The sequence below is a fragment of the Dyadobacter sp. CY347 genome, assembly GCF_021502655.1.
Taxonomy (GTDB): domain Bacteria; phylum Bacteroidota; class Bacteroidia; order Cytophagales; family Spirosomataceae; genus Dyadobacter.
Genome location: NZ_JAKFFT010000005.1, coordinates 1 through 16,303, shown reverse-complemented (window position 1 = coordinate 16,303; position 16,303 = coordinate 1). Strand labels below are relative to the sequence as shown.

Genomic DNA, 16,303 nt, shown 5'->3' with positions numbered 1-16,303 from the left:
CTGTAATCAGCCATTTTGCACATTACAAAATGTGGCTGATGACAGGGATCGTTTGGTTTTGGACTTTTAAAATAGAATAACCAACCCACAATTTTGTTTTAATAAAATATGGCTGTAAATTTACAACTGTAAAAATAAAAATGAGTAATGACCTACATTAGTGCGCAACCGGTTCTGACAAATGAGTGGGATGACATCTGTTATCCTGTAAGCCCCGTTTGGCTGACGGATCTCTTGCCGGATTATGACATTATCGCAACGGATCGTCAGCAACTCGTTGTGGGAGAGCCGCTACGGGGCAGAAAAACGATCTTCGGGATACAAAGCGCAGATTATACCATTATTCCAAACATCTGGATCCGGGAAGTGATCGATAAGGTTTTCGGAAAAAATTATGAAGTCCAGATCAAATATACCAGCACGGGTGAATTCAGCATCAGCATTATCCTGTCTGACGGCTTTTCCATTGGCAGTGAGAGCTTGCAGCGCAGCATGATCCTGACAAACAGTTACAATGGGAAAACGCCATTAACGATACAAGGACAGACTTTCACGACCATGACAAACGAAGGAAACAAGCCGGGAAGCAGCATGTATCGCGAAATTTGCCAGAATGGTCTTATGGGCTGGGCCGATTCATTTGGTAAGCTCACTGACTATCAACATTGGCTGGAAGAAAAACCCAAAGCGAAGGACAAAAAACAACCGGCCAAAAGCACGCAGGAATTGCGAAAAATCCACCATAGCCGCCTGACGCAGGAGCTCTTTCAGGCACAATTGTATGCCATGCTTGCGGGACAAAAAAAGTCGCGGCCGACATTGACGGCGACCATTTATGAACATTTGCAGCAAAGGAAAGTGTCGAAAGCCGACGAGGGGCTGCTCAAAAAACTGCCCATCCCGGTCCAGCTGGCCAAACAGGCACAGGAACGGCTTCGGCTTGAAGAGCGCATGCTCGATGCAAGTCCCTCCTACTGGCTGATGTACAATGCAGTGAACCATGCGCTTTTTAATGCCCGCAGCAGCCTTACTTTAAACGACCGTTACAAGCTGGATGAGCGTGTTTTTCACCAGCTCGCGGCCAGCTCTTTTGCATAAGGAGCGAACGAGTGATGCCGGAAGGCTTCGCGATCTTAACCATTAATTTGACTATTATGAATACGCAAAGAAACCATGTGATACTGGGTGAAGATGATTTTCGTATGCTAAAACAATTCGCCGAAAATTTCAGCAGCAGCAATGCGAACGAAATGTCGCTTTCCTATGAGCTCAACCGCGCCATTGTGGTAGAGAATGACGAGCTGCCACCGGATAGCATTCGATTGAATTCGGAGGTGAAGGTGAGGGAACTGACAACAAACAAGGAGATGGAATTCTCTATTGTCATGCCTGCTTATGCCGATATCAAACAAAAGAAGATCTCCGTCCTCACCCCTATGGGCGCGGCGTTGATCGGGCTTTGTAAAGGCGAGACGGTGGAATGGAAAATGCCTGCGGGCATGAAGAAGTTCCAGGTGTTGGACGTACGCCAAAACTTATGAAAACGCCCCGACATCCGGTCAGCGCCGCGCTGCTGTGCGCGTTTGTACTGATGACTTTCTACATCGCATTTTGCCTGATTACATTCAATTTGTAATCCTGGCAAAATACGCCGGACTGTAAGGTATAATATTTGCAATTGCTTTTGAAAGCATCTTACCGACTAACGAAGTCCACAATGGCGAAAAAAGAATCAGGAAAACTCAATCAGGCTAAGGATTTGGCCGCATATCTCCGTGCACGCAGAGAGACTATTTTAAACAAATGGCGCGAGAGATGCGGTGATGATCCGGCGCTCAGCAGTAAAAGCAGTTTTTCCAGAGAGGAATTTAATGACCAGGTCCCGCTTTTGCTCGACGTGCTCGACCAGCGCCTGCAACAGATAAAACCTACACACGACCCTTTACTCGTTGCCAATGAACACGGCATTCACCGCTGGCAAAGTGGTTATGCGTTGCAGGAACTGGTCATTGAGCTGGAACACCTGATGGCGATCCTGATTGATGAAATTAACCATTACGATTCGGATTTTTCTAAACTCGATGCACAAAACACATCGCACATTTACCAGGAACTGAACCGTATCTATGCCGAAGCCAACCGCGGTAGTGTTGTATCGTATAATGACCTAGGACAAACAGCGGCTGCCGAGCAGGCGGCCAGTCTTCAGACGGCCTTGGATCAGCTTCTTCAATTGGGGAAAAAGAGAAATGAGCATTTGCGGCATAGTTCGCACGACCTGCGATCCAGTTTCAGCGTGATACTAATGGCCTCCCAGCTTTCGCAGATACAAGCGACAGACGAGGAGCGGTCCGAGTTATTAAACATTTTAAATAAAAACCTGACATCTGTGCGGGATATGTTACTGCAACTTACGGACTATGCCCGTATCGAAGCAGGTCAGGAGACGCTGGAAATTAAGGATTTCAATGTTGCCAATTTAATAAAAGATGTTGTCGAAAACGCGCAACCGGTTGCAGAACTTCGGAAACTGGCCATTACTGCCGAGGGCCCGGAAAGCCTGATGATATCGAGCGATAAAGTGCAGATCCAGCGGATTTTGCAAAACCTGCTTTACAATGCGTTGAAATATACGGAAATCGGCGGCGTTTATGTCAGCTGGTCCAATGAGAATGAGCGACGTTGGGTGCTTAGCGTGCAGGATACGGGCCCAGGTTTTCGGGAAAATTCTCCCGCCGCTATCTTCGCAGACCAACTGAAACCTGCCACACACACAACAGGCATTCACAACCACGTCCCTCCCATTGAACGGATCCCAGCGGTGACGAACGAAAATCCTTCTTTTAAAGAAAGTGAAGGCCTGGGTTTATTTATTGTTAAAAAAATATGTGAATTGATGAAGGCAACGATGGATATCGAAAGCGCGCCGGGAAAAGGCACCTTGGTAAGGGTTCGTTTTCAATCAAAACAAGAGGTTAATAACGCCATAAGCCCGTCGTCGTAATCTTATTGCATAAATACTGTGGCTATTGAAACCAGCACGACAGAAAGCAGCATGGACAGAAAGACCAAAATCGACGACTGTTCTTCATCTGCTTTGAGAAATGCCGCAAACACTGTAACATTGGCTGCGACTGGAAAAAGCGGAACAAGGGCAAGCATTTTATAATCTTCTTCTTCAAGGTCTTTGGCAATGAAGGATGCTGCAAAGGCAATCACACCAAGAATTACAATGGCCGCAAGCGTGCGGAAACCGAGTAATTTTGAAAAATAAGGAATTTTAATGTTCTTGAAATCCACACTGGCCAGCTGAAAACCCACGATCATCATTCCCGCTGCCGACACGGCGAAACTTACTACGCCAAGGGCAGGTTTTACGAATTCCGGCGTTTCCATGCCTGCAATTTTACAGATTATGCCCGCAATGAAAACATATAAAAACGGAATGCTCAGCATTTCCTTAAATGCTTTTTTGGCCGGATACTTAGTCTTGGCCACCTGATAGTAACCGATCGTGTCGCCATACAGGGCCGAACCGAGATAAATGCAGATCAGCACGCTCACTTTATCTTCTCCAAAAAGCGCAGTAACTGTTGGAATACCGAAAAAAGCAATGTTGAAAAAGGAGAATGAGCTCCGTAACAGCAACGGGTCCGTCTCCGACGCTAATTTTTTTTGTCCTAATTTAGCCGCGAAGTTCATCCCCAATGCCAGCAAAAACGTCAGAATGGGAAGAACGATCAGTTTGGAAGCCTCCGCGTCGAGCATGTTTGTAAACACAAGCAGCGGCAAAAGCACATTGATCAGTGGCTTGCTGATATAGTCCGAATTGAAATCAAATTTTTTGCTGATCAAATATCCGGCGGGGATGAAAGCCATAACAGGCATCAGTTCCGCGTAAAGTTTAAGAAGGGTTTCCAATGATCTGACTGATAAGGTGACGGGATAAATTGCCGATCATTTTCACATTGAACCACACTGCATTCACATCCAGCAGCAGGCCATTCGTAATGTGACCGATCGCATAAAAATTGGGATAGACGCTCTTGCCTGTGATCACCTGCATCGTTTCCGTATTGATCTTAATCCCCCCAACATCCTCCGGCTCAATAAGGCCGTCCTTTGCAAGATTCTGCATCAGCTCCGATTTCATTAGTTTAACCGCAGAAGCAGGCCCGGTAGCATTAATCACAAACTTTTCTAACACTTCCCGGCCATCGCCATGAGTAAGCACAAAGCTCTGCCTGCCATCGTCAAATGCCACTTCTTTCAAACCCGGGACAACTTGTAATTGCTTGGATGTAAATAGCTTATTAACCCGCTCCGCATTGATGAGCGGCATACAATGACGGTTAACCGCCCAGTAAGTGCCAAACCATTTCTTGAATTTCAGCTTTTCCGATTCGTCCAGCCACTTCCACATTTCCGAGCTTTCATACCGAAGCGAATAGGGAATGTTGCTCAGCGCATCGCCGCCATTTCGGGCAATTTCAATGTCCTCTTCCAGCAGCTTTTCTGCTGGTTTACCAGTTCTGGCAGTTGCTTTCCAATCGATCTTTCCGCCTGCATATGCCTCCGCCTCTTCTTTAAAAAGCCGGAATATTTCTTTAACTGTGGGATTTCGCAATTCGTTTCGCTGGATCTCGTGCAGTTTTTTAAGGGTTAAAAATTTGCAATCGATCATATCCTGCTCCTCCGGCTGCACCCTGGGCATCAGCCCGTCCGGGGAATAGCAGGTGATCTTACCCTGATAATCGTTGTCTGTCAAGGTCATTAAGGCGTCTATGGCGCTCAGGCTCGAACCCAGAATCGCTACATCTGCTTCTTTCGGAATCTTTTCTAGAATAGGATCCGAAGGCCATGGCGAGCCAAAATAATGTTCCTTATCATTCAATTGCGGATAATTATCAGCAACCGGCGTGCCCGGTGAAAGCACCAGGAAATCGCATGAATGTTGTGTATTTCCCGCCAAATCAACGGTAAAGCCGGATTCTTGCTGGTGCACCTTTGTCGCACAGGCGTGTATCACCTGCACATCCATCCCCTCTTTTTGAGCCAGTGCAAAGTAATGTTCAAATTGTTCTTTCAAATAATCCCCGTACAACCTGCGGGTTGTGAAAGCCTTATTCTCGCCCTGATTATCAACAACTTCATCGCCAATACGCGCATCATGCTCGATCAGCCAGTCGCTGAAATGCTGTGGTTCTGAAAAATGGATTCCCATTAAATCGGCCTGGGTGTTGAGAATATGACCCGGTTGTTTGGTCCCGAAAGCAAGTCCTTTGCCGACTTCTTGATTCTCTTCAATGATGGTAATGCTAACTTCCCGGTGGCTTTTGGCGATGCGTAATTGAAGAAATAGCTCGATAAATGCTGATATACCACACGCCCCGCCACCAATAATCGTAATATTTGTTAAACTCATTTGTAAGGTTCCCGTTTGCAATCCGCTCCCATATGAAGCAAGAAGAACCGAACACTTAAAAGAATCATGCTAATTGAGCATTTAGTCAACAAAAAAGCCTCCTGATTCGGGAGGCTTACTTTTATCGATTTTTTGAGCTGCCTTAAAGGCCTACAATACAATGATATCCTTATTCATATCTTTCGTGTTTTGTGTACTTCGTAAAGCTAGTAATTGTTTTTGGATTAAGAAACAATCTCAAAAGTATTTCCCGATTTAAACGTCCCATTCTTAATATCGTGCTTGGAGTAGTTCCTTACGAAAACGCTACCCAAGCCAGTTAATTCGTGCTTCGCAATCACTCGTATTTCAACGCTGTAATGTTCGTTTTCATTCAAAATCTTGGCAATGTCATCGGTCGTCATAAACCACAATGCATACTCTGATTTTTCTCCAAAGCGAAATGGGGCGACGTAGTTGTATTGGTCTTTATGCAATCGAAGCAGAATGGTTCGATGGTTTTGCTTTCCCTCCGGTCCGGTCATCGGAATTTTCTGCACCACCTCCACCTTCAAGTCGAACGCCCGAAAAAGCGATCCGTTTACAATTTTGAAGCAGTACCAGGTGTTAGGCGTGGCTTCGCCATAAGATTTAAGGTGTGTCGCAATCTGCGGACCAATTTTAATCCTCGGCCTGAACAGGAAAAGCAGCGCAAACAGAAAGATGAAGGACGTCAGAAACCCGGAGACAATGTCCGCAGCAAAAGGAAGGCACAGAATGTGGGAATCGCAAAACTTGTAAAATTCTTGCATAGAAGTTAGTGCTAATTAACCCCAAAAGGTAAATCTGAGACCCTTGCAAAAAAAGTTCGATTATTATTCGGCTACATTCATTTATCTAACCTACAAACCAACGAGATCAACCCTCAAAATACCTCATCACTTCACAGCCAGCGAGCTTACGCCCAGGACTGCTTCGCGGAGGCCGGTTTGGATCATGTTGAATTCCAGGTCCATCATGTAGTGGGCTTTGTGGTAACTCTGCCGGACGTCCCTAAATCCCTTCCCGATAAGTCAGTTTCTCAATGAGTTGTGTTCTCGTTTTGGGATCTATGCATAGCTGATTTTGAATAAATTTTTCTATCCCGCCATATTTTTTATCAATGGTTTCGAAGCTGGCATTGATAAAGCGCTCATCGACTGTGACAAACACTTCTACCGCTTTCAGGTCCATTTTTCGTTTGATGATTTTGCCTAATCTGGCTTTACGCAATGTACTTTCGGTTCGATCCTGGCGATAGTAATTGGATAGCAGATATTCGTTTACAATCGTTTTTCGGTCTACTTTCAAAATTGATAATATCAATGCCGAAATGATGCCCGTCCGGTCTTTTCCAGCCGAACAATGGTATACGATTGTCGAATCAGATTCCAGGATATCATGCATAATGTTGCGCAATGCATCGACATTCACCGAGACAGCATCTTCATAAAACTGGACTGTTTTGTCAAATGCCTGCTTTTCCGAAATTTCACCATTGATCACTTTCGTTTTCAACTGTGCAATTTCTCCGTCCTTGTCTTCGACCGTCGGCGTGTGAAAATATCGGACGCCCGCTGGCAGGCGATCTTCCTTTCCCTTGATTTCATGGTCCGTACGCAAGTCGTATACGCTCGCAATGTGCAGGGCGTGCAACTTGCCGAACTCGCTATTTTCCAGTTCAGCCAAATTTCCCGAACGGTAAATCTTCCCTAACCGAACGGTTCTCCCATCTTCGGTTTTTATACCACCGATATCCCTGAAATTCAGTGTTTTATTAAACGGAATGTATCTTCTCGACAAAATTGCCGAATCACTGCCCTGCACAGTCGCCATGTAAGCAGACTTCCCGTCATGATTTTCTGAAACGCTGACCTTACAAGCTGTTAGCGCTACGCCGACCAGAAAAATATATAATGCCCTTTTCACATTGAAAATAATAAATTGGTAAAAATAGAACCCCTTTTCCTGAGTCACTCATTTGCCATCGGCTTCCTGTTTTTTTGAAAGATATTCTTTTATTTTGATCCTAAAATCGATCTTTGCCGTTATCCAATAGATCGGCGCGTCTGGTCGGTTCGATCTGAAATCTCATTTCAAAAACCTCTAACTTAAAACAAATGTCTAAAAGTATTCTGTTAACCCTGGCGGGAGCAGCTTTTGCAATCGCTTCGTGTCAAAACAAAACATCCGAATCGTCGGATGCAGCAAAAAAAGACAGCACAGCAGCGGCTCCTGTGGAAACCCAAAAAGCCAATTCGGATTACAAGCCTTCTTTCGAGGGTCAGACAAGGATTGGCGGTGTAAAGTCTAACACGGCTTACGAAGGCAAAGTTTTAACAAGCGACCTGAAAAATCCCTGGGGCGTGACCACATTGCCGGACGGACGTTTGATCATCACAGAAAAAGCGGGCACAATGCGCATCGCAACTACTGATGGCAAAGTAAGTGCACCCATCACCGGGATTCCGGAAGTGAATGCAGAAGGGCAAGGCGGCTTGCTTGGCATCCGCGTTGACCCTGAATTTGAAAAAAACAGAATGGTGTACTGGGTATTTGCAGAAAAACAGCCTGGCGGTAACCTTACTTCCGTAGCCAAAGGAAAACTCTCAGCAGACGAAAAGAAAATTGAAGGTGCAACCGTCATTTACCGCGCCACACCAGCATTCCCAAGCAACCTGCATTACGGTGGAAGGATCTTATTTGACAAACAAGGCGATCTTATCATCAGCACCGGAGAGCGTTCGGACACCATTTCCAGACCCCAGGCACAGCAATTAAATTCAAGTCTTGGCAAAGTGATCCGCATTTCCAAGGATGGGAAACCGGTTAAAGGGAACCCATTCGAAAGCAAAGCAGGTGCGAAACCGGAACTATATTCATATGGGCACCGCAATGTGCAGGGACTGGCGTTCCACCCGGTCTCGGGCGATCTTTGGGAAGTTGAATTCGGGCCGAGAGGCGGCGACGAGCTGAACCGCATCGAGGCGGGCAAAAACTACGGCTGGCCTACCATCACTTATGGAATCGAATACAGCGGAAAGAAAGTCGGTGATTCCATCCAGGTGAAAGAAGGCATGGAACAACCTGTTTACTATTGGGATCCGGTCCTTTCGCCCAGCGGCATAACATTTTACAGCAGCGACAGCATTCCTGAATGGAAAAACAACCTTTTCATAGGCGGGTTAAGCAGCATGCACATTGCCCGACTGGTGATTGAAAACAACAAAGTCGTAGGTGAAGAAAGGATTCTGGCTTCCGAAGGACAGCGTTTCCGGGACATTACCGAAGGCAAAGACGGTGCACTTTACGCTGTTACTGACCAGGGCAGATTATATCGTATTTATAAGAAATAAAAAATAGTAAATAAAGGCGGGTGCAGGTTGCTGATCGGCAAACATGCACCCGCTTTTTCATATCCGGTTGGCCGTCTTTGGTAGGGAACCCAAATGGGCATGGTATTTATATTATTAATGTCAGTGCATTGTGCTCTTCATTAACCACTAATTTATGATCCGAATTTCCGACAACTCACAAAGTATTAATCGCGCGGCATCTCTGTTGAGCCTTGTTTTGATTATTGCTATCCTCTACTCGCTGCAAAGTGTTCTTGTGCCGCTTCTTTTCTCTATTCTGCTTGCCATTTCACTATTCCCGGTCACCCGGTTTCTCGAAAAATACAAACTGAACCGCGCCACGGCATCACTGCTTTCGGTGATCTTCGCGATCGTGCTGATCGGCACGCTGATCTGGTTCATTGTGCATCAGGTTATTGTTATCGGTGCAAACGGTTCTGACATGCAAGTGCGTTTTATGCACATTCTTGAAACGATCCAGAAGTGGGTTACCATGCGGTTCGGGATCGAGGAAGGGGAAATAACCAAACAGATCACCGGATTTTCCAATCGTGTTGTCAGCAATGCAGGGGTCATTCTCAGCACCACATTCGGATCGGTCGGCGGCATTCTGGCGGGCGTTGTTATTGTGCCTTTGTTCACATTCTTTCTGTTATATTACCGCGATTTCTTCCGTGAATTTTTCTTTCACGCATTTGCTTCCGCTTCCAAGGAAATGGTCAGTGAAGTGCTTGACAAAATCTATTATGTTGTTCAAAGTTACCTCGTTGGGCTTGTGACGGTGATGGGCATTGTAGCAGTCCTGAATACGGTGGGATTGCTTGTAATGGGCATTCCTTATGCGTGGTTTTTCGGGATATTTGCCTCTCTGCTGATGCTACTGCCATACATTGGCATTGCAATTGGTTCCATTCTGCCTGCATTGTTTGCGTTGGCAACCAAGGACAGCGCGTGGTATGCCGTTGGTGTTGTCGTATGGTTTCAGATTGTCCAGTTTTTAGAAGGCAACTTCCTGACGCCGAACATTGTAGGCGGAAAAGTAAGTATCAATCCACTTATGGCGCTGGTCAGTTTGCTTCTTGGCGGGATGCTCTTTGGCTTGGCCGGATTAATCCTTGCCATTCCGATCACAGCGGTACTGAAAGTTGTTTTTGATGCGATCCCATCCATGAAAGCATACGGCTTCCTGATCGGCGAACCGGAAAAATACCATTTGAAACGTTACTCCGGCAAGATCCTGATGAAGCGCTGGAAAATCAATCAGGCACCTACCAACCCGGAGTAACAGCCTTTGTATAAGGCATCTTTTACCATCATTATATACTGCTTTTCTAAATCAGGGCTTCCACATCGGGAGCCCTGATTTGCTTTTTAATGCGTTTTTAACACGCTTTTAACTTGCTATTAACGATTATGTGCGGTTTTTGTACCGGTATTAGTTAAATCCAATTCTACCAGAAACGGAGCCCCCGGCATAAAATGATCAGAGTGACTGTAAAATGTGTTAGAAAGCGCGCCATCATGCTCTCAACAATATATGATCAAATGCGTAACCGCCCGGGTTATGCAGCAAATATTATACTTCCGGTCGGGGGGAATTACTCAATATCCGCATTAACCAGTAAACCATATTTTATCAAATAGCAAAAAAACATCATGAAGAGAATTCTCATGGTCCTCAGCTTGTGTGCGACAATGTTCCATACAAGTTGTGAATCCAAAAAAGAAGAAAAAGAGGAAGAAGTAAAGTTCCTGGTTACAAGCCCCCTCCAAAAAGACACCCTGGTCACAAAGGAATATGTAAGCCAGATACACGCAGTGAGTCACATTGAGCTGCGCGCTTTGGAAAGAGGTTATTTACAAAATATCTATGTGGACGAAGGACAAACTGTCAAAAAAGGGCAGTTAATGTTCAAAATCATGCCGATGCTCTATCAGGCTGAACAGCAAAAAGCTCAGGCGGAAGCCAATTTCGCAGAGATCGAATTCAAGAACACCAAGTCGCTGGCCGACAGCAATGTGGTTTCCAAAAACGAGCTGGCACTTGCCAAAGCCAAATTGGACAAAGCCAAAGCAGAACTGGGATTAGCCACAACGCACTTGGGCTTTACTGAAATCCGCGCACCGTTCAATGGCATTATGGATCATTTCCAGGTAAGGCTCGGAAGTCTTCTGGACGAAGGCGATTTGCTCACAACGTTATCCGACAACAGCGAAATGTGGGTTTATTTCAATGTTCCCGAAGCAGAATATCTGGATTATAAAGCCAACGAAGCCACAGCCGGTATGCTGAATGTGAACCTGCGCATGGCCAACAACCAAATGTTCCCTTACACGGGCTCGGTGAAAACGATTGAGGCAGATTTCAATAACGAGACGGGTAACATCGCGTTCCGTGCCACATTCCCCAATCCAAAAAGACTTCTGAGACACGGCGAAACGGGTAATGTCCTGGTAACCGTGCCAATGAAAAATGCCCTGCTGATCCCTCAGAAAGCCACTTTCGAAGTTTTGGAAAAGAAATATGTGTATGTATTGGATAAAGAAAATAAGATCCGTTCGAGGGAGATCGAGATCGAGGCTGAGCTTCCGCACATTTTCGTGGTTAAATCCGGTTTGAAAGCGGATGACAAAATTCTTCTGGAAGGCCTGCGTCAGGTAAAAGAGAACGAAAAGATCCACTCCACATTTGTGAAGCCTGATTCTGTTATCTCCAATTTAAGTCTGTACGCCGAATAGTCAGGTATCTTAAAAAGCACAAAAAGACATGTTTAATCAATTCATAAGAAGACCTGTATTTGCAATCGTGATCTCGATCATGATCGTATTTATAGGCATCCTGGCGATTGAGAAATTACCCATTTCCCAATTCCCGGACATTGCCCCTACCACCGTCAACATCTTCATCGCCTACCCTGGCGCGAGTGCCGATGTATTGGTAAAATCAACATTGATCACCCTTGAACAAGCCATTAACGGGGTTCAGGACATGCGGTACATTGCTACCGATGCAACGAGTGCGGGGGAGGCGACGCTCAGGATCATCTTCGAGCCTGGCACCGACCCGAACGTAGCTGTGATCCGGGTAAAGACAAGGGTTGACCAGGTGATGCCGCTTCTGCCGGAACTTGTTCAGCGCGAAGGGGTTATTATCTCGCCGGTTCAGCCTAGTATGTTGATGTATGTCAACCTTTATTCAAAGGATAAAAGCATTGATGAGAAATTCCTGTTCAACTACGCAACAGTAAAAATGATCCCCGAAATCCAGCGAACAAAAGGGATTGCGAGAGCACAAATATTGGGATCAAGAAGATATGCCATGCGTCTCTGGCTGAACCCCGAGCGTATGCGTGCTTACAACATTTCTACCGAGGAAGTAATGAAGGCGGTGGGCGAACAAAGTATCGTGGGTCGTCCGGGTCGTATCGGACAAAGCTCCGGTATCGCGGCTCAGTCGCTGGAATACGTGCTTACATACAAAGGCCGTTACGACAAGCCCGAAGAATACGAAAACATCATCGTCCGTGCCAATGCGCAGGGTGAAAGTGTTCACTTGCGTGACATTGCCAAAGTGGAGCTCGGTTCTGAATTCTTTGACATTTACTCTAATCTCGACGGCCATCCGTCAGCAGCGATCGTATTGCGCCAGAATTATGGAAGTAATGCGAGTGATGTAATTGAAGAGGTAAAAAAGAAGCTGGACGTGATGAAAGAATCCTTCCCTCCCGGCGTGGATTACAAGATCAGTTATGACGTTTCGCAGTTTTTGGATGCTTCCATAGAGCAGGTTATCGACACATTGCGCGACGCATTTATTCTCGTGGCTTTGGTGGTGTTCATATTTTTGGGCGACTGGCGCTCTACATTGATCCCGATCCTGGCCGTGCCAGTTTCGCTGATCGGGGCATTCTTTGTCATACAGGCTTTCGGGCTATCGATCAACCTGATCACGCTTTTTGCGCTTGTTCTTGCGATTGGTATTGTGGTCGATGATGCGATTGTCGTCGTCGAGGCCGTCCATGCGAAGTTTGAGGAAGAGCCGGGGATTTCCCCATTTAATGCAGTGAAAAAAGTGCTTGGTGAGATCAGCGGTGCGATTATCGCGATCACGGCGGTTATGGTTTCGGTATTCCTTCCGATTTCATTTATGTCCGGTCCGGTCGGAACATTCTATCGACAGTTTTCCATCACAATGGCGAGCTCAATCGTTATTTCGGCCCTTATCGCCTTGACGTTGACGCCGGTTTTGTGCGCCATGTTGCTTCAAAACCACCACGGTCACGAGAAGAAGAAAAATTTCCTTACCAAAGGACTTGATGCTTTTAACAGATCTTTTGACAAACTCACAGGAAGATATGTGAGCCTGCTGAAACGCATCGTTAGCCGCAGGGTTGTGACTTGGGTCGTATTACTCGGATTTTGTGCAGGGATTGTTTTTGTAAACAAAATTTTGCCCGCAGGTTTTATTCCAAATGAAGACCAGAGCACGATCTACGCGATCATTCAAACCCCTCCGGGATCTACGCTTGAAAAGACTAATGAAGTGTCACGCCGTCTTCAAAAGATATGCGAAGAAGTGGAAGGAATTGAGTCCGTTTCATCATTGGCAGGTTATGAGATCATGACGGAAGGTCGCGGTTCCAATGCAGGAACTTGTTTGATCAACTTAAAACCATGGCACGACCGCAAGCAGAATGTGAAAGAGATCATGGAAGAATTGGAAGCTGAAACAAGAGGCCTCGGTGCGGTCGTTGAATTCTTCGAACCACCAGCGATCCCGGGTTTTGGTACATCAGGCGGTTTCTCGATGCGTCTTTTGGATAAAACTTCTGACACGGATTACGCAGAGTTTGATAAGATCAATAAAAAATTCATGGAAGACCTGGCGAAACGTCCTGAGCTTACGGGCTTGTTCACCTTCTTCGCCGCGAACTATCCGCAGTATGAATTGCAGATCGATAACCAGCTTGCCATGCAAAAAGGCGTGTCGATCGGGAAAGCAATGGACAACCTGAACATTATGATCGGTAGTACATACGAACAGGGCTTTACCAGGTTCAATCAGTTCTTTAAAGTGTACGTGCAGTCTGACCCAAGTTTCAGAAGACTTCCATCCGATCTTTTGAAATTGTTTGTGAAAAATGACGCGGGTGAAATGGTGCCTTACTCTTCATTCATGACATTGAAAAAAGGTCAGGGCCCGAACGAGATCACGCGTTTCAACCTCTATAATTCCGCTGCAATCCAGGGTCTTCCGGCCAAGGGTTATACCACAGCGGATGCCATTGGCGCTATCCGCGAGGTTGCAGCCAAAACATTGCCGCAAGGATATGACATCGCTTTTGAAGGTCTTTCTTATGACGAATCGATCCGTGGGAATGAGTCGCTGGTTGTATTTGCGATCGTTTTAGCCTTCGTTTACTTCGTGTTAGCTGCGCAGTATGAAAGCTTTATTATTCCATTTGCGGTTGTGCTGTCTCTGCCGGTCGGGGTGTTTGGTTCTTTCCTTTTGCTCAAATTGATGGGCTTGGAAAACAACATTTATGCGCAGATCGGTTTGATCATGCTCGTCGGGTTGTTAGGTAAAAACGCCGTGCTGATCGTCGAGTTTGCCGTCCAGAAGCGGTCGCAGGGAGAAACAATCCTGAATGCTGCTATCGAAGGCGCCCGGGTTCGTTTCCGTCCTATTTTAATGACATCTTTCGCATTTGTTGCCGGTTTGATCCCTCTGATCATCGCCACAGGTGCCGGTGCTATTGGTAACCGCACGATTGGTGCATCAGCCATGGGCGGGATGCTTTTCGGAACCATTTTCGGGGTCATTATCATCCCGGGATTGTACTACATCTTCGGCACACTGGCTGATGGCAGAAAAATGATCAAAGACGAGGAAGACGGCTCGCTGACCGAACAGTTTGTCCACGCTGTCGACATTTTCCCTCAAACTCAAGAAACTCAAAATGATGAGCAATAAAAGAATATTGACGTGGGTGGGGATCACTTTAAGTGCCCTCACCTACACCGCCTGCAACGCCCCTTCACAGGTGCAGCGATCTCCTAACAAAACATTATCAGCTGCCTATAACGGGCAGGCAGCTGATTCCACAAGCAATGTGGGCAGGATGAGATGGAAGGATTATTTCACAGATCCGCAGCTGGCTGCCCTGATCGACACGGCTTTAAATAACAACCAGGAGCTGAACATTACTTTGCAGGAAATTGAAATCTCCCGCAATGAGATCCGTGCCCGAAAAGGGGAATATCTGCCTTTCGTAGGGTTAAGAGGCGGCGCCGGCATTGAAAAAGCAGGCCGCTACACGCAAGTGGGTTCCAGTGAAGCCACCACGGAAATTAAACCCGGAAGAGAAACGCCTGAGCCGTTGCCCGACTTCGTTGTGGCCGCTTATGCGCGCTGGGAAGTGGATATCTGGCACAAGCTACGCAATGCAAAAAAGGCTGCCGTCAACCGTTATTTGTCTTCGGTAGAAGGCAAGAACTTTATGATGACCAACATTGTCTCGGAGATCGCCAATTCCTATTATGAACTTCTGGCACTGGATACGCAGCTAAGCATTGTAAATCAAAACATTGAAATCCAGAACAATGCATTGAGAATTGTAAAAATGCAGAAAGAAGCGACGCGCGTAACAGAGCTCGCTGTGCGTAGGTTTGAAGCGCAGGTTTTGAACACGCAAAACCGCCAGTACGCCATCCGTCAGCGCATTGTAGAAACGGAAAACCGGATCAACTTTCTTTTGGGAAGATATCCGCAGCCTGTTTTAAGAAATGCACAGAATTTCGAGAACAGCCTGCCAGCCGTTATTCATGCCGGAATCCCTTCCCAACTGATGCAAAACCGTCCAGATGTAAGACAGGCGGAGCAGGATCTGGAAGCTTCAAAGCTGGACGTATTAGTTGCCAGGGCGAATTTTTATCCTTCATTAGGACTGAACGCAGCCGTAGGGCTGCAAGCCTTCAATCCGATATATCTGGGTAATGTTCCCAAATCACTGATGTCGACATTGGTAGCCGATCTGGCTGGCCCGCTGATCAACAAAAACGCGATCCAGGCTACTTACAAGAGCGCCAACGCACGACAAGTCCAAGCCATTTACAATTACGAGCGCACGGTTTTGAATGCATACATTGAAGTGGTGAATCAGCTGTCCAACATCAGCAATCTGGAACAAAGCTACGCAACCAAATCCCAGGAAGTAGCCGCTTTAACCGAGTCAACCAACATTGCAAACCGCCTTTTCACCTCAGCAAGAGCAGATTATGTCGAAGTGCTGTTAACCCAACGCGAAGCATTGGAATCAAGGTTTGATCTGATCGAAACCAAAATGCAGCAGATCAATGCAACAGTGAACATCTACCGCGCACTAGGCGGCGGCTGGAATTGATCTTATTATCAGCGGGTTAAAACCCGCTGCAATTGAATGGGTCGAGGGGCGGGGGGCTATAATGGTGAGAGAGATAAACGCCAACAAGGGCAACAGAAAAT

Annotated in this window: 12 protein-coding genes; 8 read left to right on the top strand and 4 right to left on the bottom strand. The window is 46.3% G+C overall.

Going from position 1 to position 16,303, the window contains the following annotated elements; all coding sequences use genetic code 11:
* Positions 1 to 147 precede the first annotated feature (147 nt).
* The 3 genes from L0659_RS14425 to L0659_RS14415 all read left to right on the top strand — a co-directional run bounded on the left by L0659_RS14425 (position 148) and on the right by L0659_RS14415 (position 3,004).
* On the top strand, positions 148 to 1,098 hold the full coding sequence (locus tag L0659_RS14425; RefSeq protein ID WP_235126903.1) for a hypothetical protein: 951 nt from the start codon (positions 148 to 150) through the stop codon (positions 1,096 to 1,098).
* Between the two features lie 56 nt (positions 1,099 to 1,154).
* The gene (locus L0659_RS14420; RefSeq protein WP_235126899.1) at positions 1,155 to 1,541 is read left to right on the top strand and encodes a GreA/GreB family elongation factor; all 387 of its coding nucleotides are present in this window, start codon (positions 1,155 to 1,157) and stop codon (positions 1,539 to 1,541) included.
* Between the two features lie 176 nt (positions 1,542 to 1,717).
* Positions 1,718 to 3,004: a sensor histidine kinase KdpD gene (locus tag L0659_RS14415; RefSeq protein ID WP_235126897.1), complete on the top strand. Its 1,287-nt coding sequence runs from the start codon at positions 1,718 to 1,720 to the stop codon at positions 3,002 to 3,004.
* Between the two features lie 2 nt (positions 3,005 to 3,006).
* On the opposite strand, the gene L0659_RS14410 is transcribed toward L0659_RS14415, so the two are convergent.
* From L0659_RS14410 to L0659_RS14395, 4 genes are all read right to left on the bottom strand, one after another.
* Positions 3,007 to 3,921 carry an AEC family transporter gene (locus L0659_RS14410; protein ID WP_235126895.1) on the bottom strand — a complete coding sequence of 305 codons (915 nt, stop codon included), beginning with the start codon at positions 3,919 to 3,921 and terminating at the stop codon, positions 3,007 to 3,009.
* Complete coding sequence (locus L0659_RS14405) at positions 3,905 to 5,425, bottom strand: FAD/NAD(P)-binding protein (protein WP_235126893.1); 1,521 nt, start codon at positions 5,423 to 5,425, stop codon at positions 3,905 to 3,907. The genes L0659_RS14410 and L0659_RS14405 overlap by 17 nt, the downstream gene beginning before the upstream one ends.
* A 224-nt stretch (positions 5,426 to 5,649) precedes the next feature.
* The gene (locus L0659_RS14400; protein WP_235126891.1) at positions 5,650 to 6,216 is read right to left on the bottom strand and encodes a hypothetical protein; all 567 of its coding nucleotides are present in this window, start codon (positions 6,214 to 6,216) and stop codon (positions 5,650 to 5,652) included.
* Positions 6,217 to 6,457: 241 nt separating this feature from the next.
* Positions 6,458 to 7,372, bottom strand: coding sequence for a tyrosine-protein phosphatase (locus L0659_RS14395; protein ID WP_235126890.1), 915 nt, complete (start codon positions 7,370 to 7,372; stop codon positions 6,458 to 6,460).
* Positions 7,373 to 7,563: 191 nt separating this feature from the next.
* Between L0659_RS14395 and L0659_RS14390 the strand changes: the two genes are divergently transcribed.
* The 5 genes from L0659_RS14390 (at position 7,564) to L0659_RS14370 (ending at position 16,202) form a co-directional block, all read left to right on the top strand.
* Positions 7,564 to 8,799, top strand: coding sequence for a PQQ-dependent sugar dehydrogenase (locus L0659_RS14390; protein ID WP_235126888.1), 1,236 nt, complete (start codon positions 7,564 to 7,566; stop codon positions 8,797 to 8,799).
* Between the two features lie 154 nt (positions 8,800 to 8,953).
* A complete protein-coding gene (locus tag L0659_RS14385) occupies positions 8,954 to 10,084 on the top strand; it encodes an AI-2E family transporter (protein WP_235126887.1) in 1,131 nt (376 codons plus the stop codon).
* 371 nt (positions 10,085 to 10,455) lie between these two features.
* Entirely contained in the window at positions 10,456 to 11,538 is a 1,083-nt protein-coding gene (locus tag L0659_RS14380) for an efflux RND transporter periplasmic adaptor subunit (RefSeq protein WP_235126886.1), read from the top strand.
* A gap of 28 nt (positions 11,539 to 11,566) precedes the next feature.
* A complete protein-coding gene (locus L0659_RS14375; protein WP_235126883.1) occupies positions 11,567 to 14,773 on the top strand; it encodes an efflux RND transporter permease subunit in 3,207 nt (1,068 codons plus the stop codon).
* Entirely contained in the window at positions 14,763 to 16,202 is a 1,440-nt protein-coding gene (locus L0659_RS14370) for a TolC family protein (protein ID WP_235127110.1), read from the top strand. Before L0659_RS14375 ends, L0659_RS14370 begins: the two co-directional genes overlap by 11 nt.
* The last annotated feature ends 101 nt before the right edge of the window (positions 16,203 to 16,303 follow it).